Origin of the sequence: Serratia liquefaciens (assembly GCF_027594825.1) — a bacterium.
GTDB classification, from domain to species: Bacteria; Pseudomonadota; Gammaproteobacteria; order Enterobacterales; family Enterobacteriaceae; genus Serratia; species Serratia liquefaciens_A.
The window spans coordinates 4,987,371-5,011,812 of record NZ_CP088930.1 but is presented as its reverse complement, the minus strand read 5'-3'; the positions used below and the strand labels follow the sequence as shown (position 1 = coordinate 5,011,812).

At 56.6% G+C, this 24,442-nt stretch carries 23 protein-coding genes and 2 tRNA genes; 7 read left to right on the top strand and 18 right to left on the bottom strand.

Annotated features, from left to right (window positions below; genetic code table 11):
• Positions 1 to 29: 29 nt before the first annotated feature.
• Positions 30 to 455, bottom strand: coding sequence for an RNA polymerase-binding protein DksA (gene dksA / locus LQ945_RS23205; RefSeq protein WP_044549868.1), 426 nt, complete (start codon positions 453 to 455; stop codon positions 30 to 32).
• 435 nt (positions 456 to 890) lie between these two features.
• Here dksA and exoX point away from each other — a divergent pair, with 435 nt between their 5' ends.
• The gene (exoX, locus tag LQ945_RS23200; RefSeq protein WP_044549867.1) at positions 891 to 1,559 is read left to right on the top strand and encodes an exodeoxyribonuclease X; all 669 of its coding nucleotides are present in this window, start codon (positions 891 to 893) and stop codon (positions 1,557 to 1,559) included.
• Positions 1,560 to 1,593: 34 nt separating this feature from the next.
• Here the strand turns inward: exoX and LQ945_RS23195 are convergent, their stop codons facing one another.
• The 6 genes from LQ945_RS23195 to LQ945_RS23170 all read right to left on the bottom strand — a co-directional run bounded on the left by LQ945_RS23195 (position 1,594) and on the right by LQ945_RS23170 (position 8,541).
• Positions 1,594 to 3,627, bottom strand: coding sequence for a S9 family peptidase (locus LQ945_RS23195; protein WP_262241193.1), 2,034 nt, complete (start codon positions 3,625 to 3,627; stop codon positions 1,594 to 1,596).
• A 68-nt stretch (positions 3,628 to 3,695) separates the two neighbouring features.
• Entirely contained in the window at positions 3,696 to 4,349 is a 654-nt protein-coding gene (locus LQ945_RS23190) for a tellurite resistance TerB family protein (RefSeq protein ID WP_020826371.1), read from the bottom strand.
• 183 nt (positions 4,350 to 4,532) lie between these two features.
• Entirely contained in the window at positions 4,533 to 5,120 is a 588-nt protein-coding gene (locus tag LQ945_RS23185; protein ID WP_270101833.1) for a TorD/DmsD family molecular chaperone, read from the bottom strand.
• A gap of 42 nt (positions 5,121 to 5,162) precedes the next feature.
• On the bottom strand, positions 5,163 to 5,900 hold the full coding sequence (locus tag LQ945_RS23180) for a phosphatase (protein ID WP_044549863.1): 738 nt from the start codon (positions 5,898 to 5,900) through the stop codon (positions 5,163 to 5,165).
• Between the two features lie 87 nt (positions 5,901 to 5,987).
• Complete coding sequence (gene ghrA / locus LQ945_RS23175) at positions 5,988 to 6,929, bottom strand: glyoxylate/hydroxypyruvate reductase GhrA (protein WP_270101832.1); 942 nt, start codon at positions 6,927 to 6,929, stop codon at positions 5,988 to 5,990.
• 127 nt (positions 6,930 to 7,056) lie between these two features.
• Positions 7,057 to 8,541, bottom strand: coding sequence for a peptide MFS transporter (locus LQ945_RS23170; protein WP_044549861.1), 1,485 nt, complete (start codon positions 8,539 to 8,541; stop codon positions 7,057 to 7,059).
• Positions 8,542 to 8,972: 431 nt separating this feature from the next.
• Here LQ945_RS23170 and LQ945_RS23165 point away from each other — a divergent pair.
• Both LQ945_RS23165 and LQ945_RS23160 read left to right on the top strand, forming a co-directional pair.
• Positions 8,973 to 9,062 (top strand) — tRNA-Ser (locus tag LQ945_RS23165).
• Between the two features lie 390 nt (positions 9,063 to 9,452).
• Positions 9,453 to 9,542 (top strand) — tRNA-Ser (locus LQ945_RS23160).
• 57 nt (positions 9,543 to 9,599) lie between these two features.
• On the opposite strand, the gene LQ945_RS23155 is transcribed toward LQ945_RS23160, so the two are convergent.
• On the bottom strand, positions 9,600 to 9,956 hold the full coding sequence (locus LQ945_RS23155) for a helix-turn-helix domain-containing protein (RefSeq protein WP_182825619.1): 357 nt from the start codon (positions 9,954 to 9,956) through the stop codon (positions 9,600 to 9,602).
• A 389-nt stretch (positions 9,957 to 10,345) separates the two neighbouring features.
• Between LQ945_RS23155 and LQ945_RS23150 the strand changes: the two genes are divergently transcribed.
• Both LQ945_RS23150 and sdeB read left to right on the top strand, forming a co-directional pair.
• Positions 10,346 to 11,440, top strand: a complete 1,095-nt coding sequence (locus LQ945_RS23150) for an efflux RND transporter periplasmic adaptor subunit (protein WP_370570058.1) — start codon at positions 10,346 to 10,348, stop codon at positions 11,438 to 11,440.
• A gap of 22 nt (positions 11,441 to 11,462) precedes the next feature.
• Positions 11,463 to 14,606, top strand: coding sequence for a multidrug efflux RND transporter permease subunit SdeB (gene sdeB / locus LQ945_RS23145; protein WP_182825621.1), 3,144 nt, complete (start codon positions 11,463 to 11,465; stop codon positions 14,604 to 14,606).
• A 229-nt stretch (positions 14,607 to 14,835) separates the two neighbouring features.
• Here the strand turns inward: sdeB and LQ945_RS23140 are convergent, their stop codons facing one another.
• The 9 genes from LQ945_RS23140 to hinT all read right to left on the bottom strand — a co-directional run bounded on the left by LQ945_RS23140 (position 14,836) and on the right by hinT (position 22,030).
• Positions 14,836 to 15,327: an RrF2 family transcriptional regulator gene (locus tag LQ945_RS23140; protein ID WP_182825622.1), complete on the bottom strand. Its 492-nt coding sequence runs from the start codon at positions 15,325 to 15,327 to the stop codon at positions 14,836 to 14,838.
• A gap of 291 nt (positions 15,328 to 15,618) precedes the next feature.
• The gene (locus LQ945_RS23135) at positions 15,619 to 16,155 is read right to left on the bottom strand and encodes a glycine zipper 2TM domain-containing protein (protein WP_262241185.1); all 537 of its coding nucleotides are present in this window, start codon (positions 16,153 to 16,155) and stop codon (positions 15,619 to 15,621) included.
• Between the two features lie 358 nt (positions 16,156 to 16,513).
• A complete protein-coding gene (locus tag LQ945_RS23130) occupies positions 16,514 to 17,818 on the bottom strand; it encodes an NAD(P)/FAD-dependent oxidoreductase (RefSeq protein ID WP_269936043.1) in 1,305 nt (434 codons plus the stop codon).
• Between the two features lie 332 nt (positions 17,819 to 18,150).
• A complete protein-coding gene (gene ycfP / locus LQ945_RS23125) occupies positions 18,151 to 18,693 on the bottom strand; it encodes an alpha/beta hydrolase YcfP (RefSeq protein WP_269936044.1) in 543 nt (180 codons plus the stop codon).
• A 72-nt stretch (positions 18,694 to 18,765) separates the two neighbouring features.
• Positions 18,766 to 19,785, bottom strand: coding sequence for a beta-N-acetylhexosaminidase (nagZ, locus tag LQ945_RS23120; protein WP_269936045.1), 1,020 nt, complete (start codon positions 19,783 to 19,785; stop codon positions 18,766 to 18,768).
• Between the two features lie 31 nt (positions 19,786 to 19,816).
• Positions 19,817 to 20,686 (bottom strand): phosphotransferase, encoded by an 870-nt coding sequence (locus LQ945_RS23115; protein ID WP_270101831.1) that lies wholly within the window; start codon positions 20,684 to 20,686, stop codon positions 19,817 to 19,819.
• Positions 20,667 to 21,251: a penicillin-binding protein activator LpoB gene (lpoB, locus tag LQ945_RS23110; RefSeq protein WP_269936046.1), complete on the bottom strand. Its 585-nt coding sequence runs from the start codon at positions 21,249 to 21,251 to the stop codon at positions 20,667 to 20,669. The genes LQ945_RS23115 and lpoB overlap by 20 nt, the downstream gene beginning before the upstream one ends.
• A 26-nt stretch (positions 21,252 to 21,277) precedes the next feature.
• On the bottom strand, positions 21,278 to 21,667 hold the full coding sequence (locus LQ945_RS23105) for a YcfL family protein (protein WP_262241181.1): 390 nt from the start codon (positions 21,665 to 21,667) through the stop codon (positions 21,278 to 21,280).
• A gap of 12 nt (positions 21,668 to 21,679) precedes the next feature.
• On the bottom strand, positions 21,680 to 22,030 hold the full coding sequence (hinT, locus tag LQ945_RS23100; RefSeq protein ID WP_020826355.1) for a purine nucleoside phosphoramidase: 351 nt from the start codon (positions 22,028 to 22,030) through the stop codon (positions 21,680 to 21,682).
• Between the two features lie 243 nt (positions 22,031 to 22,273).
• Here hinT and LQ945_RS23095 point away from each other — a divergent pair, with 243 nt between their 5' ends.
• The gene (locus tag LQ945_RS23095) at positions 22,274 to 23,179 is read left to right on the top strand and encodes an ABC transporter substrate-binding protein (protein ID WP_270101830.1); all 906 of its coding nucleotides are present in this window, start codon (positions 22,274 to 22,276) and stop codon (positions 23,177 to 23,179) included.
• Here the strand turns inward: LQ945_RS23095 and LQ945_RS23090 are convergent.
• Positions 23,176 to 23,553, bottom strand: coding sequence for a winged helix-turn-helix transcriptional regulator (locus LQ945_RS23090; RefSeq protein ID WP_081835841.1), 378 nt, complete (start codon positions 23,551 to 23,553; stop codon positions 23,176 to 23,178). The genes LQ945_RS23095 and LQ945_RS23090 overlap by 4 nt on opposite strands.
• 99 nt (positions 23,554 to 23,652) lie before the next feature.
• Here LQ945_RS23090 and LQ945_RS23085 point away from each other — a divergent pair, with 99 nt between their 5' ends.
• A complete protein-coding gene (locus LQ945_RS23085) occupies positions 23,653 to 24,399 on the top strand; it encodes an SDR family oxidoreductase (RefSeq protein ID WP_044549838.1) in 747 nt (248 codons plus the stop codon).
• Positions 24,400 to 24,442 lie beyond the last annotated feature (43 nt).

Here is a 24,442-nt window from a genome sequence, read left to right as displayed (position 1 = left end):
CGGCTGGCTCCTGGGAGCCAGCCGTGAAATCAGCCACGCTTACGCAGATGCGGCTCGCGCATTTCCTGTGCGGTTTTGGCTTCGATGCTCAGTTCCGCCGTTGGCCGCAACAGCAAGCGCGCCAGGCCGATAGGCTCCCCGCTTTCACGGCAATAGCCATAGTCACCGTTATACAAACGCGTCAACGCCGCGCTGATTTTCGGCAGCAAACGGCTTTCGCGATCCAACTGGCGAAACAGCAACCGCAAGTCTTCTTCACGCGCGGCCTTGTCCGCTTCGTCACCCGAGACTTCCCCGCTGTCGATATCCCGCTTCAACGCTTCGATGTGCTGCAGCAGTTTTTGCTGCTCGTCCAGCAAGCGCTGGCGGAAAAATGCCCGCTGCGCCGGGTTCATGTAGTCAGACTCCGGCATGGCCAGGAGCTGTTGCTGGTTTAACATGGAAACGACTGTCATGGCGCTCTCCGGTTAGGATTTAATTGTTATATTATAACATATCAAACATTTTCAGCAGCTATTCCTGAAAAACAAAATTCCCCCTATAAACAATCGATTAATCAAAACGAGCGCTTTCATGCTTGCATCCCGCAGGCGTAAGGGGGTTAATGGTTGAGCAACCCACCCAACCATAGGTAACTGAGAGGCCATCATGAGTAAGGGAATGGATAGCAAAAAAAATGCGAAGAAGAAGCCGTTGAAAACCCCTGCTGAAAAACGCGCAGACAAACGCGCCAAGAAAGGACAATCGTCCGGCGAGTAAGCGAACTTCTAACCGTAGTTAAACCCGCCAAGGCGGGTTTTTTGTTGCCTGCAATAACGCCCCGCTTTCTAAGGTTGGCATTGGCGTAACGGCCCGTTAAGCTAAGCCTGTACAGCCATCCTGAGGAAACCATGAATTTACGCGTAATAGACACTGAAACCTGCGGGCTGGAAGGCGGCGTGGTCGAGGTGGCCTCCGTTGATCTGATTGACGGGATAATCGCCAATCCCATGAGCGATTTGGTCAGTCCCGATCGGCCGATTGGCATTGAAGCCATGGCCATTCACCACATTACCGAGCAGATGGTCGAAGGGAAACCGCGTATCGCGGTGGCGATCGGGCGCTATCTCGGCAGCCCCTACTATGTCGCTCACAATGCGGCTTTCGATCGCGGCGTACTGCCGGAAATGAACGGCGCCTGGATCTGCACCATGAAGCTGGCCCGTAACCTGTACCCGGACATCAAATACGGCAACCAATATCTGCGCTACGCGCTCAATCTTGATGTTCAATTGCCGCAAGACACCACGCTGTATCCGCACCGGGCGTTGTACGACTGCTACGTGACCGCCGCGCTGTTGCAACGCATCATCAAGGATTCAGGCTGGACGCCGGAGCAAATGGCGCAAATCACCGAACAACCGGTGCTGTTGAAGAAGTTTAAGTTCGGAAAATACCGTGGGCAGGAAATTGATCGCATCGCTCAGGAAGATCCCGGCTATTTGCGCTGGATGCTGAAATCCATTGATGATCTCAGCCCGGACATGAAACACACGCTGAAATACTACCTGATCGGCTGAAGAAAGCGGGCAGCGCCAGCCGCCCGCCAGAAGGTTACTCCGCCAGCGCCAAAATAAAGGCGTACTCCAGCGCGATATCTTCGTAGGCCTTGAAACGCCCGGACTTGCCGCCGTGGCCGGAGTCCATATCGGTATACAGCAGGAGCTGGCGGTCGTCAGTTTTCAACTCACGCAATTTCGCTACCCACTTGGCCGGTTCCCAATACTGCACCTGCGAGTCGTGCAGGCCGGTGGTGACCAGCATATGCGGGTAATCCTGCGCCTTGACCTGATCGTACGGGCTGTACTGCAAAATGTAGTCGTAATAAGCCCGTTCGTTCGGGTTGCCCCACTCGTCATATTCCCCGGTGGTCAGCGGAATGGACTCGTCGAGCATGGTGGTGACCACGTCGACAAACGGCACCTGCGCCACGATGCCGTTAAACAGCTGTGGCGCCTGGTTAATCACCGCGCCCATCAGCAAGCCGCCTGCGCTGCCGCCCATGGCGAATACCCGTTTGGCATCGCCGTACCCTTGAGCAATCAAGGTTTCCGTCACGTCGATAAAGTCGTTGAAGGTATTTTGCTTGTTGAACAGCTTGCCGTCTTCGTACCACAGCTGCCCCAATTCGCCGCCGCCGCGAATGTGCGCCAGCGCAAAGACAAAACCGCGATCCAGCAGGCTCAAGCGGCTGGCGCTGAAGGCCGGATCCATGCTGCTGCCGTAGGATCCGTAGCCATACACCATCAGCGGATTGCTGCCGTGCACGAAGCTGTCCGGGCGATAAACCAGCGAAACCGGCACCTCGACACCGTCGCGCGCCTTCACCCAGACTCGCTCGCTGCGGTAATTTTCCGGGGTAAAGTTTTTCACTTCCTGCTGCTTGAGCATCACGCGTTCACCGCTGTCGAGATTCAACTCATACAGCGTGGTGGGCGTGGTCATCGAGGAGTAACCATAGCGCAGCAGATCGGTTTCCGGCTCAGGGTTGTATGCCAGCCAGGTGGTGTAGGTCGGATCGTCGAAGGCGATACGCTTCACTTCGCCGCTCTGCCAGTGGATTTGTCGCAGTTGGGTCAATCCCTCGCTGCGTTCCTCTACCACCAGCCAGTCGCGGAACAGGCTAAAGCCTTCCAGCATCACTTCTACGCGGGGAGCAATCAACGTCTGCCACTGCGCTTCGTCTGCTTGTTCACTCTGATACAGGCCGAAGTTTTTGCCGTCCTTGTTGGAACGGATGTAGAAGTGCTGATGATAGTGATCGATACCGTATTCATGATCCTTGCGGCGCGGCACAAACATCTGTGGCGTGCTGTCGGCGCGATCGGCGTCCAGCAGCAGAATTTCCGAGGTGGTGGTGCTGCTCAGATGGATCAGAATAAAACGTTCGGAGGTGGTTTTCTCCAGGCCAACGTAGAAGGTGTCATCCAGCTCTTCGTAGATCAATTCATCAAGCTGCGGATCGGTGCCCACCACGTGGCGATAGACCTGATACGGCAACAGCGTTTTAGCGTGTTTACGCACGTAATAAACGGTGGCTGAATCATTGGCCCATTCGAAATTGCCGGAGGTGTTTTCCAGCACTTCGTCGGTCCAGCTGTCGTCGCTGAGGTTTTTGAAACGAATGTCGTATTGGCGACGGGAGAGGAAATCCTCCGCAACCGCCAGTCTTTGGTTGTCGGGGCTGACTTCCAGGCCGCCAAGGGTATAAAACTCTCGCTGCTCGGCGCGCTGGTTGCCGTCGATCAGGGTGTCCCAATGCTCGCTTTCCGCCTGCGGCTGACGCACATAAATCGCGTACTCATTGCCCGGCTCGAAGCGCGTCTGATAGCGGTAACCGTTTCTGACATAGGGTACCGAATGTTCCTGTTGAGGAATGCGCGCCACCATCTCTTCATACAGCGTTTCGCGCAGGGCCTGCTGCGGTTTCAACGCCGCGTCGGTGAAGGCGTTTTCCGCCTGCAGGTAGTCCAGCACCTGCGGGTCTGCGCGATCGTCGTCGCGCAGCCAATAGTAGTCGTCCACACGCGTGTCGCCGTGAACGGTAATAGGATAAGGACGTTTTTCTGCCTTAGGGGGGGTCATCATTGTTAAATCATCCGCTTACCTTGATTAAGGCAAGAGTGACACGATTCCCCCCGGCTTGCCAAGCGGCGCTACGCCAGCTCGCGTTTTTTCTCGTTCACGTCGTTTTCTATGCCCTGCTTCACGTCCGCCGGGATCTTCAACGACTGCGCCAGGGCATCCAGATAACCACGCTCCATAAAGTGATCCACGTCGATCACCATGCAGCTCAGGTAATACACTTCCAGCGCTTCGTCTTCATTCTTCACGCTCTGGGCGATCAAGTCCGGGTTGAGCGGCTGATCGATCGCCTCTTGCACCCATTTTTGCGCTTCTTCCCCTACCTGCAGCTGTTCCAGGCTGTGGTCGATGGCGAGCTTTTCTTCCGCATCAATATGACCGTCGCTTTTGGCGGCGAACACCAGCGCCTGCACCAGGCGTTTGGCACGCAGGTCCACCGGCGTGGTCTGCAGGCCAAACTGCGGTTCGTTCTGGTGGGTTTCTTTCACCCGTTGTTTGTACTTATTCCACAGCACTGCACCAACCGCTGCGCTGCCGCCGATAATCAACGCATTCTTACCGAATTTGCCGACCAGCTTGCGCGAAGACTTATTCGCCAGCAAAACGCCCACCAGACCACCCAACGCAGTCGGGGCCAGCAGCTTGCCGATACCTTCCGAACCGCCGATTGAACCGGCCTTTTGCCCAATCATCGATTGGATCTGCTGCATCCAGTTATTTTTCATGCTTTACCCTTTGCGTGAGGAAACAAGGCGTGCAGGCACAGAAAGGCCAGGCCGCCGGTAAAGCGTCAGATTAGGGGATTTTTTGTCAGTTTACGTATGGGGGATGAAAACCTGTGTAGCGGGGAGCGTTGATGGCGGGAAAAGGCCGACTTCGCCATCAGGCGCCAGCCGGCCACTACCGGATTAAGGCTGTTCGCCCTCTTCGCCCGGCTGTTCTTCTTCCTGTTCGTACTCCGCCAGTTCGTCACGCATCGCCTGAATCGACTCGCGAGCCAACAGCGACAAGGTGCGGTAGAAACCGGTGGTGGCATGCGCTTCCACTTTACCCAGGAAACGGCCGCACCATGGCAGCAGATAGTCGTCAAACAGCGTGATTTGCGCCTGCGCTTCGTCTTCCTGGGACTGATCCTCCAGCCAGGAGGCCGCCAGCAGCAAAGAGCCGAAATGATCGGCCGGCGCTTCGCCGAGCGGCATACCACGCTGCTGCAGGAAAGTACGCACTTCCGCTTCGGTTGCCCCTTCAACGTAGTCCGAACGGAAAGGTGACACGCTGCATTCGCTGCCGACGAACATGGCGTTGAAGTCGCTGGACAGCAGGTTGACGTCACAACCCTGCTGCAGGCGCACCAAGAGTTCGTCCTGTTCCAGCGGCCAGTGTTGCTGCAGCTTGCCTTCTTTGATCAGCGTAAACAGCGGCACCAGTAACGGATCCTGCGGCTGACGATAAAACAGCGTCCCCAGCACGCGGCAAACTACGGAAAACTCATTCATGATAATGCCTTATACAATACGGAAAAATTTGCCGGGACGATGTCACAAATCGGCCAATTCCGCAATCGCCGGCTTGCCGCGACGTTCTAGAAAATCGAGCAGGCGGCGTGGGCTCACGTTCAGGATTCGCTCCTGCGGGAACTCCACTTCGGCAATGATGCGTTCGCAGTGCTCGAATCCCCCAAGCGAAAAGGCAATATGCGAATCAGAACCCAGTGCTAACCAGCCACCGGCATCGCGCACCGCGGCGGCAATCGCCCGGCAGTTGTCCTCGCTGCCCTTGCGCGAATGGGTGAACGACGAATTGTTCAGTTCCAATGCCACTTCGTATTTGGCCGCTGCGGCAGCAACCGCCGCAATATCGATCGGGTATCTTGGGTTGCCGGGGTGGCTGATTATGTGCACGTCCCCCTGCGCCATCGCGGCGATCATCGCTTCGGTATTGGCCGCTTTGTCCTGCGGCGCAAACACCGGCTCGTGGAAACCGGCAATAATTACGTCGATTTTATCCAGCATCGGACCGGTGCAGTCGATATCGCCCTGCAGGTTTTTGATGTTGGCCTCGATGCCGCGCAGGATACCCACGCCGTCCACCAGACGTGGCCACACGTGCATGTTCATAAAGTGCCAATAATGCGGCGCATCGGCCATATCCGGGCCATGGTCGGTGATGGCGAACAGTTTGATGCCCTTTTGCCGGGCTTCGACGATGTAGTCATGCAGCGTACTGTAGGCGTGGGTGCTGGCAACGGTGTGCATATGTAAATCAACGGGGTACATTGCTTCTCCTTCTTGGCGGCCAGCCACAAATACGGCAGCCGGCGCGGTTTATTATTTATTTAGCTTAGCAGGTGCATCACCGAAAGATCAGTAACCCAGTTGCACATCCACCACGCCGGCCGGTGTTTTCCCGGCTTCAAGTGCGCGGATGTTTGCCGCGATCTGATCCATCGCCGCTTCCGGCAAAGTGATGGCAGCAATATGCGGGGTAATGGTGACACGCGGATGACGCCAGAACGGATGCGCCTGCGGCAACGGCTCCTCGACGAACACATCCAGCGTGGCGGCGGTAATTTGGCCCTGCTCCAGTGCCTGCAGTAAATCGTCCTCAACCAGATGCGCGCCACGTGCCAGGTTGATCAGGTAAGCGCCAGGCGCCAAGTGCGCGAACAGTTGTCGGTTGAGGATCCCGGCGGTTTCCGGCGTATTGGGCAGCAGGTTGATCAGCAATTGCACGCCATCGAGAAATGCGGCGCGTTGCTCTGCGCCGGCAAAGCTCTGCACGCCGGCAATCTGTTTGGGGCTGCGGCTCCAGCAGCGTACGTTGAAGCCGAACTCCGTCAGTTTCTGCGCCACGCTTTTTCCCAACACCCCGGCCCCCAGAATGCCAATGGTGAAATTATCCTGCTGATGGGGATCGAGCGGTTGCCACTTCTGCTGCTGTTGCAGCAACTGATACTCGTCAAAACGGCGGAAATAACGCAGCACATAGCTCAGCGCATATTCCTGCATCTGTTGCGCCATGCCGGTGTCCTCAAGGCGCACCAGCGGAACGCCGGCCGGCAATGTGCCGGGGTGCAGACGCTGTTGCTCAAGAATGGCGTCAACCCCTGCTCCGAGGGCAAAGACCCCTTTTAACTTTCCGCGATTCGCCAGCATCTCATAGGGCGGGCGCCACACCAGCGCATAGTCCGCCGGGCGATCATCGCCAGGTTGCCAGGCGCGCACCGTCGCCTGAGGCAGGCGCTGCGATAGGCCCGTCAGCCAGTCCTGGGCATTAAAGAAAGGGTGATAAAAAATGATGTTCATCTGTGCGGCTCCCGTCTGTTTTTATGCATTTGCATCCAGACTTCCGCGATTCGCCGGCAGATGCAAGCGCTAAAGCTCAAAATGAAAACAGCCCCGACCAGTGGGGCTGTTTTTAGGCTGCGGGATCTCAGGCAGCGGCAGGAGCGTCATGCCGGATCAGGCGACGCAGCAGCGGGATCAAAATCAGCATCACCACGCCAACGCCTGCGGCACCCCAACCCAATACGCTAAACACCTCGCTGTAGCCGGGGTTGGTCTGCAGCGGGGTACTGCCGCTGTTTTCCGGCATCAGGCCGGAGACATAGCCCGCCAGCACCGAAGCAACGCCGGTGACCATCATCCAGCAGCCCATCATCACGCCCTGATAACGCGGCGGCGCCAGTTTGCCGATCATCGCGTAACCGATAGGGGAAATCATCAGCTCGCCGATGCTCTGCAACACGTAACTGATCGCGATCCATTTGAACGCCACCAGCCCGTCGCCACCGGCCAGGCTGATGCCCAATGGCAACACCAGCATGCCCAGCCCGATGCAGAACAGCGAACCGGAGAACTGCATCGGAATATCGATATTGCAGCCGCGGGCGCGCAGGCGGTTGAACCACCAGGCCATCAGCGGGCCCCCTACCACAATAACCAGCGTATTGATGTTCTGGATCCACTGCGGCGCTACCTGAATGCCATAAACGTTCAGGTCGATATTGTGTTCGGAGAACAGCATCAGCCCCATCGGCGCCAACTGGTACAGCGCCCAGAACACCAAAGAGCCTAACGCCAGGATCAGGTAAGCCGTCATCCGGCGGCGTTCGTCACGCGGGTGGTGACGCAGCGTTACCACGCATAGCATCAGGAAAATCAGCACCCCGAGGCCAATCACGAAATGGCCGCTGAACTCGGCATGGGTCAGCATGACGCGGATGATGGGCACCAGCGCCACCAACACCGCCAGCCCGACCAGCATGCGCCAGCGATATTGCGAACGGCTGGCATCGTGCAGCGGGGTGTTAAGATCGGCCAGTATGCGCCAGCGGCTGACGGCGACGACGATCGCCGCCGCGTTGCCCAAGGTGGCGAACAGGAATAGCGCACGGTAGTTTTCGGTCAGTTGGAAGTAGCCGGCCACGCTGAAACCGACAAAGAACCCCAGGTTCATCCCGGCGTAGTTCCATAAAAAGGCCGATTCGCGCCGATCGTCATCCGGTTTAAAGCGCTGGGTCAGCATCATATTAATGCAGGTGACGTTCAGCCCACTGCCGGTCAGGAACATCGCCAGACCCCAATAAAGCCCCCAAACACCCGCCACAGCGATCAACGCACAACCGATCACCTGCAGCACCATGCCCAGCACGAACAGATTGCGGTTGCTGAGGAAGCGCCCGCCCAGGTAACCGCCAAACATATGCAAACCGTAGTTGAACGCACCGAATACGCCCATCATGGCGTTGGCGCTGCCTTCGCTGAACCCCAGGCGCTTGGTGGCGTAGAGCACCAGCGTGGAATACAGCACGGCAAAACCCAGCGTGGCGAAGATTTGGATAAAGAACAGTGCCCCGGCACCCGGGGGGATGGCATGGCGCTGCGGCGCTGCCGTTGTGGAGTCCGATGGAGTCAAAATGAACCTCTACTGCATTATTATTTAATTGGTCAGTCCCTGTCTGCGTTATCGCCGGCGTCTTGCCCGGCAACCTGCCCGGCGGTGTGATATTCCTTGCCAAAACCGCCGTGCCTGCGCCAATCTATTTAGCGACACATATGACTAATAATCCAGTATTAATGCATATAACTGCACTACGGATAATTCTACTGCTGATATATTGAGCTAACCAATACCAAAATGTACAAATATTAGCCCGCGAGGCAATTTAACCCCATGACGGTCCAGCGGAGGTGTGTCCCCCGGTGGTCGATTGCTCGGGAAATCAGCAAATTGCTGCAAGTTTAGCTAAACAGTCATGGTTATGTCACAAGAGGGTTGACGCTGGGATCAGATTCTCCTACATTAGCGCCCGTCGACAGCGCAACGCGTTGGCGATGAAGTAAAACGGTGAGGTGTCTGAGTGGCTGAAGGAGCACGCCTGGAAAGTGTGTATACGCGAAAGTGTATCGAGGGTTCGAACCCCTCTCTCACCGCCATCTTTTAAAGAGAAAGCCTGGATTCGCGTCCAGGCTTTTTTGCTTTTATAAAGCAGGATCCGAGAGGGCGAGAACCCTCGACAGGGTTTGACAAAACGCCTGCGTTTTGGACCGCCAAAGGCGGCCCGTAGGGTGAGCGCAGCGAATCAAGCCCTCTCTCACCGCCATATTTTAAAGAGAAAGCCTGAACGCAAGTTCAGGCTTTTTTGTTGTCTGCGGTACAGGAACTCCACAGCGAGACTCCCCGCCGGTGCGGTTCGCCGTAGTTTTCGGCAAAGCGAACACAGGTTAACCGGACGCGCCGAAACCAAGAAATTCTGCTTGACCGGATCGCCCTCTCTCCCTATAGTAGCGCCCCGTTGCACCAGTGAGTACGCAACAACAAAATACGGTGAGGTGTCTGAGTGGCTGAAGGAGCACGCCTGGAAAGTGTGTATACGCGTAAGTGTATCGAGGGTTCGAACCCCTCCCTCACCGCCATATTTTAAAGAGAAAGCCTGAACGCAAGTTCAGGCTTTTTTTTGTCTGTAATCCGCCTCAGTGTGGGCGGTTGGCCGTCATGTGCGGCTGCATTCCGCCTCGGCGCCAGTCGCCCGGGGTTTGGCCGTAATGGCGTTTAAAACTGCGATTGAAGGACTGTTGCGAATCGAAGCCGAGTGAGATCGCCACGCTGACGATCGGCTCGCCGCTGTTGGCCAGGCGCTCGGCTGAAACCCTCAGCTTCTGCATACGGATATACTCCCCCAGCGCATAGCCGGTCTGGCGCTTGAACATACGTTGCAGGTGCCATTTGGAATATCCCGCGCGCCCCGCCACGGTGTTGATATCCAGCTTCTCTTCCAGATTATTGTCAATCCACTCAATCAAATCAGTAATAAAACCCGTGCTGTTCATGCTGACGCTCCCATGACGTTGGCAGGTAATTCCGCTGCCCGATGTCATTACGTTGCAGCAGTTTCGCACTAAATGCAATTTTTATTATTGCATTTAACGGAGGGGCACTTCTATAATCCACCCAATTAATGTAACCGATATTGATACATTAATGTGACAACAATGTGTTTCAAAACCTAACCGTTGCGCCGATGACGGTGCAACCGCACTGCCGCCGGCCTCAGGCCAGAGTTGTTACCCGGATAACAGGGCCGGGTGTATGGCCTGATCGTGCTTACCCACTGGAAATAAAAAGAATGCCAAGCCAGCCAAACTCATTGTTCCCCTCTCCAGGCCGTCAGAACGCTATCGGTTTCGGCGCACGCCTCTCGGCAATCGCGCTGCTGGCCATGCTGCTGGCCGGGTGTGATAACAGCGTCGCTCAGAATGCGGCTCCCCCGCCGCCTGCCGTCAGCGCCGCCGAGGTGGTCATTAAACCCATCAGCCAATGGGATGCCTTTAACGGCCGAATCGAAGCGGTACAAAGCGTGCAGCTGCGTCCGCGGGTTTCCGGCTATATCGACAAGGTGAATTACACCGAAGGCGATGAAGTCAAGAAAGGCCAGGTGCTGTTTACCATCGACGATCGCACCTACCGCGCCGCCCGCGAACAGGCTCAGGCCGAACTGGTACGGGCACGCAATCAGGCCGCGCTGGCCCGCAGCGAATCCAGCCGTACCGAGAAACTGATTGGCAGCCAGGCGATTTCGACCGAGGTATGGGAACAACGCCGCTCCTCCGCCGCCCAGGCACAGAGCAACGTTTTGGCAGCCCAGGCCCAGTTCGATATGGCACAGTTGAATCTCGACTTTACCCGAGTGATCGCACCGATCGACGGTCGCGCCAGCCGCGCCATGATCACCGCCGGTAACCTGGTCACCGCCGGCGACAGCGCCAGCGTGCTCACCACGCTGGTCTCGCTCGATAAGGTGTACGTCTATTTCGACGTCGATGAAGCCACCTTCTTGCGTTACCAGAGTGATGGCCGACGCACGGCAAAACTGCCGGTAAAGGTCGGGCTGGTGGGCGAAAACGGCTACCCGCATCAGGGCGTGGTGGATTTCACCGATAACCAGCTGAATGCCGGCACCGGCACCATTCGTATGCGCGCCCTGCTGGAAAACGCCGAGCGCCGCTTTACGCCTGGGCTGTTTGCACGGGTGCAGATGCCCGGCAGCGCCGTGTTCAACGCCATGCTGATTGACGACAAGTCGGTAATGACCGATCAGGACCGCAAGTTTGTTTATATCGTCGATAAAGACGGCAAGGCGCAGCGCCGAGACATCGAGGTGGGCCGCGAGGCCGATGGGCTGCGGATTGTCCGCAAAGGCCTGTCTGCGGGCGACCGGGTGATCGTCGACGGTATGCAAAAAGTGTTTATGCCGGGCATGCCGGTTGCAGCAAAAACCGTGGCGATCAACGCCGATGCTTCCGCGCTTAACTAAGCCCCAGCAGGAATTCTGAGCCATGGACTTTTCCCGTTTTTTCATCGACCGACCGATTTTTGCCGCGGTGCTGTCGATCCTGATTTTTGTCGGCGGCGTGATTGCCATCCCGCTGTTGCCGATCAGCGAATACCCCGACGTTGTGCCGCCCAGCGTACAGGTGCGCGCCCAATACCCGGGTGCCAACCCGAAAGAGATCGCCGAAACGGTAGCTACGCCGCTGGAAGAGGCGATCAACGGCGTAGAAAACATGATGTACATGAAATCAGTGGCCGGTTCTGACGGCGTACTGGTAACTACCGTCACCTTCCGCCCGGGTACCGATCCTGACCAGGCCCAGGTACAGGTGCAAAACCGCGTGGCGCAGGCAGAAGCACGCCTGCCGGAGGATGTGCGGCGGCAAGGGGTCACTACCCAGAAACAATCTCCGGCCCTGACGCTGGTGGTGCACCTGGTCTCCCCTTCCGGCAAATACGATTCACTTTACCTGCGCAACTACGCCACCCTGAAGGTCAAGGATGAGCTGGCCCGTCTGCCGGGGATCGGTCAGGTACAGATCTTCGGTGCGGGCGAATATGCGATGCGCATCTGGCTGGATCCGAACAAGGTCGCTTCACGTGGGCTGACGGCCTCTGACGTGGTTTCTGCCATGCAGGAGCAAAACGTGCAGGTTTCCGCCGGCCAGTTGGGTGCGGAACCTATGCCGACCCGCAGTGATTACCTGCTGTCGATCAACGCGCAGGGCCGCCTGCAAACCGAGGAAGAGTTCGGCAATATCATCCTCAAAAGCGGCGACAACGGCGAGATCGTCCGCCTGCGTGACGTAGCACGAATTGAAATGGGGTCCGGCAGCTATGCGCTGCGTGCGCAGCTCAATAATAAGGATGCGGTCGGGATCGGTATCTTCCAGGCACCGGGTGCCAATGCCATCGAACTGTCCAATGCGGTGCGGGCCAAAATGGCCGAGCTGTCGACCCGCTTTCCGGACGGCATGAGCTGGGAATCGCCGTACGACCCTACGGTGTTCGTGCGCGATTCTATCCGCTCGGTAATAGATACCCTGCTTGAAGCGGTGCTGCTGGTGGTACTGGTGGTTATTCTGTTCCTGCAAACCTGGCGTGCTTCGATTATCCCGCTGCTTGCGGTTCCGATCTCCATCGTCGGCACCTTCGCTGCGCTCTATCTGTTGGGGTTCTCGCTCAATACGTTGAGTTTGTTCGGGCTGGTGCTGGCCATCGGTATCGTGGTCGACGACGCCATCGTGGTGGTGGAAAACGTCGAGCGTAATATTGAAGAAGGCCTGTCGCCGCTGGCGGCGGCGCATCAGGCAATGCGCGAAGTTTCCGGCCCGATTATCGCCATCGCCGTGGTGCTCTGTGCCGTGTTCGTCCCGATGGCGTTTCTTTCCGGCGTTACCGGCCAGTTTTATAAGCAGTTTGCCGTCACTATCGCCATTTCGACCGTGATTTCCGCCATCAACTCGCTGACCCTGTCACCGGCATTGGCCGCGCTGCTGCTCAAACCACACGGTGCGCCGAAGGACATGCCGTCACGCCTGATAGATCGGTTATTCGGTTGGCTGTTCCGTCCGTTCAACCGCTTCTTTGCCAACAGTTCGCAGCGTTATCAGCGTGGGGTTTCTCGTGCATTAGGCAAGCGTGGCGCGGTATTTGTGGTGTACGTACTGTTGCTGTGTGCCGCCGGGGTGATGTTTAAAACCGTGCCGGGCGGATTTATCCCGACTCAGGACAAACTTTACCTGATTGGCGGGGTGAAAATGCCGGAAGGTTCGTCACTGGAGCGTACCGATGCGGTGATCCGCAAGATGAGCGCCATCGGCCTGAGCGTCGACGGCGTAACCGATGCCGTCTCCTTCCCCGGATTGAATGCGTTGCAGTTCACCAATACGCCCAACACCGGTACCGTGTTCTTTGCGCTTGAATCGTTAAACACCCGCACCCGCAGTGCGGCGCAGATTAACGCCGAAATTAACGCCAAGATTTCACAAATCCAGGAAGGCTTCGCCTTCTCGATCATGCCACCGCCCATTCTCGGCATCGGTCAGGGTTCCGGGTATTCGCTGTATATTCAGGATCGTGCCGGTCTGGGGTATGGCGCGCTGCAAACTGCGATCAATACGATGTCGGGCGCCATCATGCAAACGCCGGGCATGGGCTTCCCTATTTCGTCTTATCAGGCCAACGTGCCGCAGTTGGACGCGAAAATTGACCGCGACAAGGCCAAGGCACAAGGCGTACCGCTTAACGCATTGTTCAGCACGCTGCAGACCTATCTCGGTTCGTCATACATCAATGACTTCAACCGCTACGGCCGCACCTGGAAGGTAATGGCCCAAGCCGATGGTCAGTTCCGCGACAGCGTGGAAGATATTGCCAACCTGCGCACCCGCAACGATAAGGGTGAAATGGTGCCGATTGGCAGCATGGTCAGTATCAGCACCACCTACGGCCCGGACCCGGTGATCCGCTATAACGGGTTCCCGGCGGCGGACCTGATTGGCGATGCCGATCCTCGGGTGTTGTCATCATCACAGGCAATGAGCGAGCTGACGGTGATGGCCAATAAGCTGTTACCGAACGGCATGAACATCCAATGGACCGACCTGAGCTACCAACAGTCAACCCAGGGCAATGCGGCGATTATTGTGTTCCCGGTGGCGGTGCTGTTAGCCTTCCTGGCATTGGCGGCGCTGTACGAAAGCTGGACGCTGCCGCTGGCGGTGATCCTGATCGTGCCGATGACCATGCTGTCGGCGCTGTTCGGCGTCTGGCTGACCGGCGGCGACAACAACGTGTTCGTCCAGGTGGGGTTAGTGGTCTTGATGGGGCTGGCCTGTAAAAACGCCATTTTGATTGTCGAGTTCGCCCGCGAACTTGAGCTGCAGGGCAAAAGCATCATGGAAGCGGCACTGGAGGCCTGCCGTCTGCGACTGCGGCCGATCGTGATGACCTCTATCGCCTTTATCGCCGGGACCATTCCCCTGATATTGGGACACGGCGCCGGTGCAGAAGTGCGCGGCGTCACCGGTATCACGGTGTTTGCCGGCATGCTGGGCGTCACGCTGTTCGGGTTGTTCCTGACCCCGGTGTTCTACGTGACCCTGCGTCGTATGGTCACGCGTAAGCTACGCCAGCAAACGGCATAACGCTGCGTTTGCGTCAGCCATAAAAAAGCCCGGTTTAAACACCGGGCTTAGTCTGATGACAAACACCCGAAAAATGGGATTTTCGGATGTTTGGGATAGAGCAGAAGACATAATTCTTTGTGTATTTTCATCCCAAGATCAGAGTTTTAAACGACAAAGGACTTTGTCAGCCATAAAAAAGCCCGGTTTAAAAACCGGGCTTTTTCTTTGTTTTAGCGTTTAGCGTGATTTATTTTTCCGCTGTCTCTTCGTCTTTTACGTCTACGTCTTGCATCGCATACGCTGCGCAGGCACGCTTATCGCCCCGCTCCAGTTCAGCCAGAGAGTCCGCCACCGTGTAGCGCGCCAGTACGTTCAACGATGCCTCTTCCGCTTCGTTCACCACTGACTTGAAATACCAGCAGGCGTTGGCACTGACCAGGCAACGTGCCGGCCCTTCCGGCCGGGCGGCCCAAATGCGTTTGTCATCGATAACAGACAGATAGATATCCCTCAGGGTGATTTGCTCCGCCGGGCGCCCCAGGTGAATCGAGCCGTTACGGCCCAGGGTCGAGACAATGATGCCATTTTTGGTCAAGGGCACCATCAGCTTGCGGATAAAACTGGGGTTAGCTTCCAGACCGGCGGCAAGCACCGCGCTGGTCGAACGCACACCCAGCTTTTCAGCCACGGCCACGCTAAGTACCATTTGCATTGCAGTCGGAAAGCGAAAATCTAACATGTTTTTATCTCTGTCTCCGGGAGACTAAATACTTGGACTGGGTCGGTGTGAGATAACGCCATCACACCCACTCAACTGCACAATAATATAACAAACACTGTTGCATTATTGAAGGTATGCCCGGATAAATCGCACGGATACATTAGTGTGGGAATAGCGTCAGTACTGGCCTGAAGGCAAAACGGCGGGGAGTAAATAGACAGAAACCCGCGCCAATATTAATGCCGCTCGCTTAACTGGGTTAAACGATCAGAACTAACACTGTTCGCGGGTTTAATTCTTATCGGGCGATCAGGCTTTGTTCAGCACCAGCTGGCCGCTTTTATCCAGCGGGATCTGGGTGCCGGGATCGTGATCCATGCGGATCTTGCCCTGCTGATTGCCAATCTTGTAGGTCACGTCGTAACCCAGCATCTTCTGTGATTTGTCGTAGACCGTTTTGCAACGCTGCTGCGTGCTGCTGGTGGTGTCATTATTCTGCATCGCCCCCTGCACCTGGTTACCGGCATAGCCGCCGCCCAATGCGCCGACGACCGTGGCGACGTCACGTCCACGTCCCCCGCCGAACTGATGACCGATTACGCCGCCGGCGACCGCACCCAGCACGGAGCCGGCAATACGATTTTCGTCCTGCACCGGCGCACGGTGAGTGACGGTGACATTGCGACATTCCCGACGCGGGGTTTTGATGGTTTCTTTGATCGGCGTTGCGGCAAGTACCTGCGCGTATTGCGGACCGGAAGAGAAAACGTCAAGACTGGCAACCGCAGCAATACCCAGAGCGGCTGCAATACCAATACCCACACCGGCTAACATTGACTTGTTCACAGGAAATCCTCCTGAAAGTGTTACCACGCATTTGTACCGGGGACTTTACCTACATTGCACCGCGCTTATTATTTTGCGCATTGGCGGCACGTGGTATTCCGGTTTACGGCGTGCGCGACGCGCCGTCTGTAAACGAGAGAAAGTCTGCACAATGTTCCAGAACCTCGCAATAAGACAATGTGACCAAAAATGCCGGAAATCCCACTTACCCCCAGTGTTTAGGAGGATTCTTAAGACTTTTACCCATAACGACGGGACATTGTGCTGAATAATCAGCTGCTGCCTGCCCGTTCTTGCGGTTGTAGGCATAAAAAAACCCACGCGGGCGAACCGGCGTGGGTGGTCGATAACGGGGCGGTTAGTGCATTTTCAAACGCGGGCGGATCACCCGGTTGATGCCGCCAACCAGCATCATCAGGCCGGTTTTGATGTAGCCGTGCAAAGCGACCTGGTGCATGCGGTACAGTGAGATGTAGACAAAGCGCGCAATGCGGCCTTCCACCATCATCGAGCCGCGCATCAGGTTGCCCATCAGGCTGCCCACGGTGCTGAAGCGGGACAGAGACACCAACGAACCGTGATCTTTGTAAACGTACGGCTTCAGCGTCTGGCCGTTCATCAGCGCCAGAATGTTGGTACAGCAGCGTGACGCCATCTGGTGCGCCGACTGGGCGCGCGGCGGCACAAAACCACCGCCCTCTTTCGGGCATGACGCACAGTCGCCGATGGCGAAAATGTTCGGATCGCGCGTGGTCTGCAGCGTTGGCTCTACCACCAGTTGGTTAATGCGGTTGGTTTCCAGCCCGGCGATGTCCTTCATAAAGTCCGGTGCCTTGATACCTGCCGCCCACACCATCAAATCAGCGTCGATAAATTCGCCGCCCTTGGTGTTCAGGCCGTTGGCATCCGCGCTGGTGACCATGGTGTTGGTCAGCACGCGCACGCCCAGCTTGTTCAGTTCCTGATGTGCCGCAGCGGAAATACGCGGCGGCAGCGCAGGCAGAATACGCTCGCCCGCTTCGACCAGCGTTACGTTCAGCGCGCTGTTGTCCAGGCCTTCGAAACCATAGCTGTGCAGCTGCTTCACCGCATTATGCAGCTCGGCGGACAGCTCCACGCCGGTGGCGCCGCCGCCAACGATAGCGATATTCACTCGTTCTTTTTGCCCCGGCTGCGCCGAGAACTTGAGGAACAGGTTCAACATCTCGTTGTGGAAACGTCGTGCCTGGTGCGGGTTATCCAGGAAGATACAGTGATCCTTGACGCCGGCAGTGCCGAAATCGTTCGAGGTACTGCCCAGCGCCATCACCAGAATGTCGTAAGACAACTCGCGCTCCGGCACCAATTCGCCGCCCTGCTCGTCGCAGATTTGCGCCAGGTGCAGCGTTTTCGTTTCACGGTTGATGTTGGTCAGCGAACCCAGTTGGAAGCTGAAAGAGTGATTGCGCGCATGCGCCAGGTAGCTCAGCGCGTCAACGCCGTCATCCAGGGAACCGGTTGCAACTTCATGCAGCAAAGGTTTCCACAGATGGCTGTGGTTACGATCCACCAGCGTGATTTCTGCTTTGTGCTTACGACCGAGTTTATGGCCCAGGCTGGTCGCCAGTTCCAGACCACCGGCACCACCGCCCACGATGACGATTTTTTTCTTTGGCGTTGTCAAAATAACCCCCTAAATGTGAACCAATTGTTGCCTAAGGGTAAACAAATAATATCCTTAGAATACATAGGGTTCGCGTAAATTAAACCTGCTATCTAAAGCCAGAATAGCATGGGGGGTTATTTGGTCATACCAAAATTGATGTACATCAAATTTTTTTGGTTAAAGGCTGGACGAAGGGCATTTTTGAGGATTGTGATTCAAATAGTTAGCGCTGGGTCACAGTTTCAAATTTTACCGTCCAACGGGCCAAACGGCGCTTTTTGAGCAAGAAATACCGCAATGTTTGCCTGGCGAAAGCAAGCATTGCGGCGACCTCGGGCGTTATAAAACTGTTAAACCAGGGTCTTGAACGCCTTGATACGTTGCAGGTGCGGCGAGATGTTTTTGAACTTGTGGGTTTGCTGCTCATCCCAGACGATTTCATAGTATTTGTGCAGCAGTTCCGCACTGCGTTGGCTGTCCAACACTTCGTCGTGACGAGAAAGTACCGCCAGGCAGCGATCGCGATTTTTTTCGCGGAAGCCTTCGACACACTTGGTGGCGATATCACGATACTCTTCCGGGCGGTCGATTTTGCCCTGCATATGCTCTTCAGGATACAGATTGGGGTTGAAGATCACCTGTCGAATGCCGCACAGAAAGCCGATACGTTCGGCCCAAAAGCCCCCAAGCCCCACCCCGCAGATCAGCGGATGTTTATCCCCTTCCTGCTGGACCGCCTTGTCCACCTCTTTCAACAAATGCTGCATGTCATGGCGTGGATGCAAGGTGCTGTAGCTGATAAAGCGCACGTCCGGATCGATAAACTGGAGCTGTAACACCTTTTCATGATTGCCGGGACTGGTTGAATCGAAGCCATGTAGATAGATAATCATGTGGATCCTCGCAACAAGCTGAGGGCCGCGCCGCAGCCCTCATCGTTTACGCCGCATTACGACGCCCTGGGTTCACCCCGCATTACGCTGTTTGTGCTCCTCCCAGCGTTCGCTGAGCGCATTCAGTTCCTTATGCGCCTGCTGCCAGCGCGCAGAATCACGCAGCTCCTGACGGGTGAACTGACCGCGATGATATAACTGCTTCACCCTGTCTGCTTTGACCGGGGACAGGTTATCCAGCACGCTGACCGCCCCTGCACGGTTATTGCACACCAGGATCATGTCACAGCCGGCATCCAGCGCCGCCTGGCCACGTTCGGCATAACTGCCCATGATCGCCGCCCCTTCCATCGACAGGTCGTCCGAGAAAATGACGCCGTCAAAGCCCAACTCCTGACGCAGGATCTGCTTTAACCAGTAAGGTGAGCCGCTGGCCGGACGCGAGTCTGCTTCAGTATAGATTACGTGCGCCGGCATTACGGCGTCCAGCAGTTGGCGGTTAATCAATTCACCGAAGATCGCCATATCGTGTTCACGGATCTGCGCCAGCGGGCGTGGATCGCGCGGCGTTTCTTTGTGGGAATCCGCGCTGACGGCGCCGTGCCCCGGGAAATGCTTACCGGTGGTTTTCATACCGGCGCTGTGCATGCCCAAAATGAACTGCTCAGCCATCACCAACGCCTGCGTTGGATCGCTGTGGAACGAGCGTTCACCAATCGCGGCGCTGACATGGCCAATATCCAGCACCGGGGCGAAGCTGATGTCGATATCCTGCGCGATCATTTCCGCTGCCATCAGCCAACCGGCCTCCTGCGCCAGACGTTTGCCCTCATGGGCAGAATTCAAGGCGGCAAATGACTGTGCCGCCGGCAGGCGGGTAAAACCTTCGCGGAAACGCTGAACGCGGCCGCCTTCCTGATCTACTGCCACCACCAGCCGATCGTGGGAAGCCTCGCGGATCTGCCGCACCAGCTCACGCAACTGCTGCGCATCATGGAAATTGCGGGTGAAGAGGATCAGGCCGCCCACCAGCGGGTGTTTTAAGATCTCACGTTCTTCTGCGTCCAGCTCATAGCTGGCGACATCTAACATTACTGGGCCCACGGCCACCTCACTTCATTATTCATTCAGAACATGGGGATGTTAAACAAAAACGCCGGTGCAACACTGCGCCCCAGCGCAAAAATTCAGGATCGTCGGTCTGTTGCCAGCGCACTTCAAACCAGAGCAGCATCAGGTAATCCACCCATGGCAACCAGCGCTGTACCTGCCTGCTCAGCAACGGCAAATCAAAGTAACCGATGCGAGCATAATGCTGCAAAAATTGCTGCCGGCGCGCGGGTGACCAGGCGTTACTGCAAAACAACGCGGCGATGTCCAACGCAATATCGCCGTCTGCCGCATACTCCCAGTCAATCAGCCGCAGGCTTTCCCCCTGAGCGATCAAATTGCCCGGATGAACATCCATATGCAGCGGCGCCAGTTTCAACGGCGTTGGTGTGCGACGATGCAGAAAATGTTGATGCAACCGCAGCCAGGCCGGCGTCAAACGCCGACCATCCAGTTGCTGCCAGTAACGGATAAACTGCCGATGCAGGTTCAACGGGTAGCCACTGGGGGGTTGCCGGTGCAAGCTGGCCATCAACGCCGCCAAGTCGCCCCGCTCATTAAGGCGAGAAAAATCCGCATCTGTGACAACGTCACCATCGAGCCACTGCAGGATAATCCACTGATTATTTTGCACTAAAACCTGTGGTCCGATGCCTTGTCCGCTGCGATGCAGCACTCTCGCCTCGCGCCGACGGCTGACGCCCAGCGCACTTTTCTCTGGGCTTTGCTGACGCGCCAACAGTTGCACACCTTCGCCTTCAATACGCCAACTCTCGCCGGTCAGGCCCTGCACCGGGCTGAAACGACAACCGGCGGTTTTCACCGCCGGCAGTTCTTTCTCAATCAGCGTTCGCAATGTGGCTTCAGTGTTTAACGGCGCCATTGCCTGACCAGACGATTTCACCGGTTTGCACCAGCATCAGTTGCATATCCAACGTTGGGGACTTCACGTCGCCACTGACGTCGCTGTACAGCACGTACTGTGCACTGACGATCCGCGCCAGACCAATGGCTTTGCTGCGTGAACCCAGGCTGTCATCTGCCGACAGGCCCAGCGTCTGTTTGGCACTGACCAACTGCGCTTCCGGCACGATGGAGAAGGTTTGATTAGATGCTAACGCCTTGTGCAGTGCCGAGGTCGCTTTCGCCGTCTGCAATGCGCCGTTGGTGTTGTTCTTCACGCTGTCGAGCAACAGCACGCTGCCCGGATTGACGCCATCGGCTTTCAGCATCTGGTTCACCAGAGGCTGCACGCTGCTCAGCCAATCGAGCTGCTGAATTTTCGGCGGTTGCGGTACCGTCTCGCTAACCGGTGGTTGTGGCTGCTCGATCGGCGGCGTTACCGGCTCAACGGTCACCGGCGGCTGCGGTTGTTCCGGTTCCGGCGGACGCGACAGACAGCCGGTTAACGTCAACGCGGCCAGCGCCACAAATAGATACTTTTTCATTAATCCCTCTCCACTGAACCAAGAGTTTACAAGAATAGATACAGACGCACGCGTTTGGCATCGAGATTGCCGTTAAGCGAGTAAATTGTGGCGTCTGAATTTGGCGCAATAGTGATGGTGCGCGGCGCCTCAAAAGGCCGGATATCCAGCCCCTGATCGTCATACCAGTAGAAACGATAGTGTACCGTTACCGGTGTGGATTGGCTGTTGCTGAGCTCCGAAGTGGCCATCACGCGCCCGGAAGCATCCGAAATCGACGGATTGTCGGCCAGAATGCCCGCGGTCAGCACCGGCGAATCCATCACGACCGTTTGTCCTTCGTTAACCGCGATGCCCTTCGGGCTGCTGCAGCCCATCAGAACGACGGCGGGTAACGCCAGCGCCATCAGACAACGCAGGGATTTGCTATAGCGCATGATTGACCTCGGTTAGCGTGACAGCAGCGGCCCCAATGAACGGCCACCGACCAAATGCATATGAATATGATAGACCTCTTGGCCGGCATGGCGATTGCAGTTAACAATCAGGCGATAACCGTCTTCGGCGATGCCTTCCTGCTCGGCAATTTTTGCTGCGGCAGTGATCATGCGGCCCAGTGCAGCTTCGTGCTCCACGGTTACGTCGTTAATCGTCGGGATCAGCACATTCGGAACGATCAAAATGTGGGTCGGCGCCTGAGGTGAAATATCACGGAAAGCGGTGACCAGTTCATCCTGGTAGACCACATCAGCAGGGATTTCGCGGCGGATAATTTTACTGAAAATCGTTTCTTCGGCCATCTGGCGTTCCTTGTAGAGGGAAAAAAGCTGTACGCAGTATGAGTGACAAATTCTACTGCTTTCAACCTGATTGCGCACTTTCCGCGTTGAGTGATGCAGAATCAGGCAACCAGCCAGAATAATTACGTCGTTCCCGGCAGCGCATATCTGATTTTTTCACTTTGGTTATTCACTATTGTTGCTTTACTTGCCCGCGGCCGCCGCCAATAGTAACCCTATGATTAGCAACGGATAGAAAATAACATGCGATTCAAAATCCTGGCGCTTAGCGCGCTGTTGCTGTGCGGCCATGCCATGGCCGAAACCCAAAGCATTATCGATCTGCAGGCCAACCAACAACATGTGCGGGCGGCGAAGAATCCGGCTGCCGTCGCCTTGATACCGGCCAATTACCCTTTTGCCGTACCGGGCAAGCTGACCGTCGCGGTGGCCTCTGAAAACTCCCCGCCGCTGGCGCTGTTTGCCGAAGACAATAAAACGCTGATTGGCAGTGACCCGGATATTGCACAACTGGTGGCAGACAGCTTGGGGCTGGAATTAAATCTGGTGCCCACCTCTTGGGAGGATTGGCCACTCGGGATCAGTTCCGGTAAGTATGACGCCGCCATTTTCAATATTGCCGTGACCAAACTGCGCAAAACCAAGTTTGATTTCGCCACCTACCGGGTGGATACGCTGGGCTTTTACGTAAAATCCACCAGTAAAATCAATTCAATCAACCAACCTGCAGACGTTGCCGGGCTGCGAATCATTGTCGGTTCCGGTACCAATCAGGAAAACATCCTGTTGGGTTGGGATAAACAGAACCGCGCCAACGGCCTGCCGCCGGTGCAACCGATTTATGTCACCGATGACGCGGCGGCCAACCTGAGCATTCAATCCGGACGCGTCGACGCCTACTTCGGCCCCCACTCGACCGGAGCCTACAAGGCGGCACTGACCGGCAAAACCAAAATGGTCGGCATCGGCCCCAACGTGGCCTATGTGGCGGTCACCACCAAAAAAGACAACGGTCTGGTGGCGGCCATCAACGCCGCCATCAACGGGGTGATCGTCAGCGGAGAATATGCGCAGGTGCTGGACCGTTGGGGGGAACAGGATGAAAAGGTCCCACGCTCCACCATCAATCCACCGGGTATCGGCGACTAATCCTCAATTAACTGGGGTGCGTGTGTTCGCATCCAGTTAGCCAAGGAGTCGAGCGTCGGGCGCAGCGTTTTACCCAGCGACGTAATCTGATATTCAACACGCGGCGGGACCTCCGGAAACACCTGCCGCGTGACCAGACCGCGCTGCTCAAACTGCCGCAGTTGGCGCGTCAACTCTTTCTGGGCAATCGGCGCAACCGCGCGTTGCAGTTCACTGAAACGCACCGGGCTGTCGATCAAGATCAATCGGTAAAGGATGGGGATCGCCCACTTCCCTGCAACCAGATTCACGAAGTCCACCATCGGGCAAGGTTCGCCCGCTGCCGGTAACCCGGCTAAATTATTTTCCGTGGCGGAAAGCCCAGCTTTGCTCATTTCATCCCTCTTCGCCCGTTAGTATCCAAAAGGTGCCTACTATGCAAAGGATACTATAGCGCAAATAATGGCCGTACCGACAATAAACAGGAGTGGGCTATGTCACGACTTAAAGGCAAATACGCGTTGATCACCGGCGGCACCAGCGGCATTGGTTTGGAAACGGCGCGTCAGTTTATCGCCGAAGGAGCCACGGTGGCGATCACCGGGCGCAGCCAAAGTGGCCTCGAGGCGGCGGGAAAAGAACTGGGTGACGTGTTGTTATTACGCAACGACGCCGGGGATATCGCTGAACAACGCACATTGGCGCAGCAGTTGGCCAACCATTGGCCGCGCCTCGACGTGTTGTATATCAACGCCGGTGACGTCACGCACCATCCCTTGCAAGAGTGGGATGAACAAAGCTATCAGCGGTTGATGGACATCAACCTGAAGGGTCCGTTCTTCCTGATCCAGGCGCTGCTGCCACAGTTGGCTAATCCGGCGTCGATTATTTTGTGCGGTTCGGTCAGTGCGCATATCGGGCTGCCGCTAAGCAACGCTTACGCCGCCAGCAAGGCCGGGCTGTTGTCGCTGGCCCGAACGCTTTCCGGCGAACTGCATCCGCGCGGCATCCGGGTTAACGGCCTAAGCCCCGGCCCGACAGAAACCCCGGCGCTGGGCAAGCTGGGGTTAAAAGATGCCGATGAGCAGGCGCTGCGCGACGAGATCCGCGCTCTGGTGCCGATCGGCCGTATGGGTACGGCATGGGAGCTGGCAAAGGCGGCAGTGTTCCTGGCATCGGATGAGTCTGCCTTTATGGTGGGCAGCGAGTTGCTGATCGACGGTGGCGTAGGGAATTTATAGCGGCGATGATTTCACGTGGTGATATCAAGCCGTGACAGCACAG